Source organism: Arenibaculum sp. (assembly GCF_035998295.1).
In the GTDB taxonomy this organism is placed as follows: domain Bacteria; phylum Pseudomonadota; class Alphaproteobacteria; order Azospirillales; family Azospirillaceae; genus DASYHS01.
The window spans coordinates 1-4,269 of record NZ_DASYHS010000054.1 but is presented as its reverse complement, the minus strand read 5'-3'; the positions used below and the strand labels follow the sequence as shown (position 1 = coordinate 4,269).

At 67.2% G+C, this 4,269-nt stretch carries 5 protein-coding genes; all 5 read right to left on the bottom strand.

Annotated elements, in window-relative coordinates:
* Nucleotides 1-455, bottom strand: a 455-nt coding sequence (locus VGO20_RS05955; protein ID WP_327501387.1) for an FAD-dependent oxidoreductase, incomplete at its 3' end; no start/stop codon positions are given.
* The gene (locus VGO20_RS05950; RefSeq protein ID WP_327501386.1) at nt 446-1,264 is read right to left on the bottom strand and encodes an ABC transporter permease; all 819 of its coding nucleotides are present in this window, start codon (nt 1,262-1,264) and stop codon (nt 446-448) included. The genes VGO20_RS05955 and VGO20_RS05950, both read right to left, overlap by 10 nt.
* Nucleotides 1,257-2,042: an ABC transporter ATP-binding protein gene (locus tag VGO20_RS05945; RefSeq protein ID WP_327501385.1), complete on the bottom strand. Its 786-nt coding sequence runs from the start codon at nt 2,040-2,042 to the stop codon at nt 1,257-1,259. The genes VGO20_RS05950 and VGO20_RS05945 overlap by 8 nt, the downstream gene beginning before the upstream one ends.
* Before the next feature lie 7 nt (nt 2,043-2,049).
* Entirely contained in the window at nt 2,050-3,063 is a 1,014-nt protein-coding gene (locus VGO20_RS05940) for an ABC transporter substrate-binding protein (protein WP_327501384.1), read from the bottom strand.
* 356 nt (nt 3,064-3,419) lie between these two features.
* A partial coding sequence (locus VGO20_RS05935; protein WP_327501383.1) for a hypothetical protein occupies nt 3,420-4,269 on the bottom strand: 850 nt, incomplete at its 5' end.

Below are 4,269 nucleotides of genomic sequence, written 5' to 3'. Positions count from 1 at the left end.
CGCAGCCGCGTCAGCCGGCGGCCCTCGACCGCCACCTCGCGCAGCACGGCGCCCAGCAGCGGGACGACGCCCGCGGCCGACACCGCCTGCTCCATCCAGCGCGCGAGCGCGGTCTCGTCGTAATGGACGATGATGCTGTTGCGCGCCCGGCGCGGCGACGCGGCCCCGGCACGGCCGAGGGCGTCCAGCAGGTCGCTCGCGACGCCGTAGGTGACGCGGTGGGGCCGCGGCCCGTTGGAGAACAGGCCGCAGAAGGTGCCGACGATGCCGTTGACGGCCTGGCCGCCCAGCGCCGGCTGGGCGTCGACCAGGACGACCCTGCGGCCGAGGCGGGCCCCCTCGAGCGCCGCCGAGATGCCGGCCGCACCCGAGCCGACGACGCACAGGTCGCAGTCCAGAACGACCGGTTCGGGCGCCGTGCGCCGGCGGATGCGGGTTCCGAGGTTCAGCGCCATCTCAGCAGCCAGCGCTCCAGTCGCGACAGCAGGGTGTGGATCAGGAGGCCGAGCGCCGACAGCATCGCGACCCCGGCCAGGAGTTGGTCGGTCTGGTAGAGGTTGCCGGCCGCCAGGATGAAGGCGCCGATGCCGTATTCCGCGCCGATCATCTCGGCCGCGACCAGCAGGATCAGCGCGATCGAGGCGGTGATCCGGAACCCCGAGAGGATGGCGGGCAGCGTGCCCGGCAGCACGACCTTGACCAGGATCGCGCGCGGCGGCAGGTCGAAGCTCTGGGCCATGCGGATCAGGTTGCGCGCCACGCCGTCGACGCCGCTATACGTCGCGATCACGGTCGGGAAGAAGACGCCGAGCGCGATCGTCGCCACCTTCGAGGCCTCGCCGATGCCGAGCCACAGGATCAGGAGCGGCAGCAGCGCGATCTTCGGCACCGGGAACAGCGCCGAGACCAGCGGCAGCCCGGCCGCGCGCGCGGTCGAGAAGATGCCGACCGCGAAGCCCGCAGCCAGGCCGGCGGCCGTGCCGGCCAGCCAGCCGAGGACGATGCGGTAGAGGCTGTCGCCGACATGGCGCCAGATCGTGCCGCGGGCGAACAGGTCGTAGAGTGCCGCGACGACGTGGCTGGGAGCCGGCAGGAACACGGGGCTGACCAGCCCGCCGCGCACGGCCCCCTCCCACAGCGCCACCAGCACGGCGAAGGCGGCCCAGGGCGCCCAGGGCTGGCTGCGGGCGACGAAGCCGCCGCCGCGGTGCGGGACCGGCCGCCGGTCCGGCACGGCCGCCGGGATCGCGGATACCTCAGTCATCGATCACCTCCCGCTCGGCGACCTGGGCCTCGGCCTTGATCAGGTGCCACAGCCGTTCGTTCAGGGCGGCCAGCTCGCCCTGGGCCACGGGCCGCGTCCGCTCCGCCTGGGGGATGGCGACCGGGACCACGTCGCGGATGCGCCCCGGCCGGCGCGACAGCACGACGATCCGGTCCGCCAGGCGCAGCGCCTCGGCGAGGTTGTGGGTCACGTAGACGCCGGTCACCCGCTCGCGCAGCCACAGCGAGACGAGGTCCTCCATCAGCAGCTCGCGCGTCTGGGCGTCGAGGGCCGACAGCGGCTCGTCCATCAGCAGCACCGCCGGACGCACGACGAGGGCGCGCGCGATGCCGACCCGCTGGCGCATGCCGCCGGAGAGCTGGCGCGGCAGCGCCTCGGCGAAGTCGAGCAGGCCGGTCCGGCGCAGCACGTCGTCGACCATCGCCCGGCGCTCGTCGCGGGACAACGCGTGATGCTCCAGCACCAGGGCGACGTTGCCGCGCACGGTGCGCCACGGCAGCAGGGCGAAGTCCTGGAACACGTAGGTCAGCGGGTTCAGGCATCCCTCGGGCACCCGGCCGCCCAGCAGGACCGAGCCGGTCTCCGGCCGCAGGATGCCGCCCATGATCGAGAGGAGCGTGGACTTGCCGCATCCCGACGGCCCGATCAGGGCGACCAGCTCGCCCTCGCGGACCGTCAGGTCGATGCCGTCCAGGACCCGAAGGTCGCCGTAGCTGTGGCTCAGCCCGGCGACGGTCAGCTCCAGGCCACGGTTCATCGGGGACTCAGCGGGCAGGCAGGTTGAAATGGCCGTCGACGAAGGTCAGGTCGAGGATGTCGTCGGCCCGGACGGAGGCATCGACCTGGCCCTGCTCCTGCCACCAGGCGATCTGGTCGTGGATGCTGCCGACGTCGAGGCGGCCTTCCGGGTCGATATAGGGCAGGCCCTGGGCGATCTGCGCGGCCGGCTGCTGCGTGTACTCGGCCAGCACCGCCAGCATCTCGTCGTAGCGCTCGCCCTGGACGGGCTTGCCGTCGGCCCCCCTGCCCAGGAAGGCGGCGTGGTAGTCCGCGGCCCCCTTGCGGTAGGCGCGGACGAAACGCTCGACGAGGTCGCGGCGCTCCTCGATCGTGCGGGTCGAGGTGAACAGCGCGCCGAGCTGCCAGGGCGTCACGTCGCCGACCCAGCCGATGATCCTGCCGGCCCCCTCGCCTTCCAGCTTGTAGGCGACGTTGGCCGGGGCGAGCACGCCGTCGACCTGCTTGCCGGTGAGGGCCGAGCCCATGTTGCCGAGCGACTGCAGCGGCACGAGGCGCACCGAGGCGAGGTCGAAGCCCGCCTTGCCGGCCAGCGCGCCGACGGAATAGTGGAAGGTCGACCCGACGGTGGTGATGCCGATCGTGCGGCCCTCGATGTCGTCCGGGGTCTTCAGCCCGGCGTCGAAGGCGTCGGGATTGGCCATGTAGGCGACGAGGTTGTAGCCCGGCTCCTCCCGGGACTGGGCGCCGATGATCTTCAGCGCGCCCTTGCCGGCGAGGTTGTAGAAGCCGCCGGTCAGCCCGGTGACGCCGAAATCGGCATCGCCCGACACCACGGCGACCGGCACCTTGGAAGCGGCATCGGCATAGACGAACTCGACGTCCAGCCCCTCGGCGGCGAAATGCCCCTTCTCCTGGGCGATGAACAGCGGCCCGGACGAGGACAGCCGGATCAGCGCGACCGTGATCGTCTCGGCGCCGGCCGGCAGCGCCGTCATCGCGCCGGCCAGGACCGCTGCTGCAAGAAGCAGCTTCTTCATGGGTGTACCCTCCCCTCGATCTTCGTTTCCCGCGGCCGTTCCGCCGGCCGCGTCGGGGGAGAGTATCAGAGGCCAAGGGGTATCTGCATACTCGGGATCGAGGGTGTGGGGCCGGTCCCGATACGGCAAAGTCGTCTTATCGCTACATGTACCACAGGTTGGGTGACCGCTATTGACCTACTACAGACACTCGACCACGATCGCGTTGCACCAATTGTCGATAGGAAATCTCCAGCACTGAATTTATCTCGCGCGGCGGGAAAGCGCCCTTCCCGGGCGTTCAATAGATCGGCGCCTATTCCGGATAACGGGCCTTGGGCGAGGTGTCTGCGTCGCACCGGGTGAGGCAAAAGCGGTCAGTTATGCAATTGAGACGAGGCGTTAACGACTCCGCTGACGTGGCAGCTTGACCTTATTTTATCGGCCAACACGGCAAGGTCCATCTGATAGGTCAAGAAATTGAGAGCGCGCGGACCGAACTCGAAATGGTGGTTATAAGGCTTGAGGGCTGACATTTGATCGGCAATCACCGTCTCACCTTTTAGGTATGATACCAGATCAGCAGTTTGAAACTCGGGTCCTTTCCAGAAACTCAGTTCTTCCTCCCAACCGCCGATCTCTCCGCGGAGGACGACGTTAATGAACTCGTGAGCCTGCCGCACCGGGTGGCCGTTCAGTTGCGCACCATGGAAAACGCGATTGGCCGTTATGATACCGGTATAGACTTTACTTGTCGGCACCAAGTTCCATCCCAGCTTTTTGAACAGGATCTTCTGGTTGTCAGGTTGTCGAAACGCATCACTGCGGATATCGAGCTGCCCACGGGCCTTGTCTATGTGCTCAAAACTGTTTCGCATCTCGTGTGCAGAGCAAGGATGATAGGCATTTTTGCACTCAAACAGGAAAAGAATGTCATCTCGCCAAGCAACGATGTCTGTCTCCAGTTCCTTGCCGCCAATTTTTGGCTTAGCTTCCGCGCAGACCTTAAAGCCTGCACTTTCCAGAGCATCGACGACCGCTTGCTGCATAGGATCGATGACTCCGGCAACAAGATCAGGCCGGCGATTATTCGCGCAGATGATGTTTCGAACCAGATTCGAGGCCGCTACAACATGGGGTGCGACGACGTAATGATCACCGATCACTATAAAGGGAGTGTATTGCAAATCAACGAAGGTACGATTTTCATCCAACGTCAGAAGATCG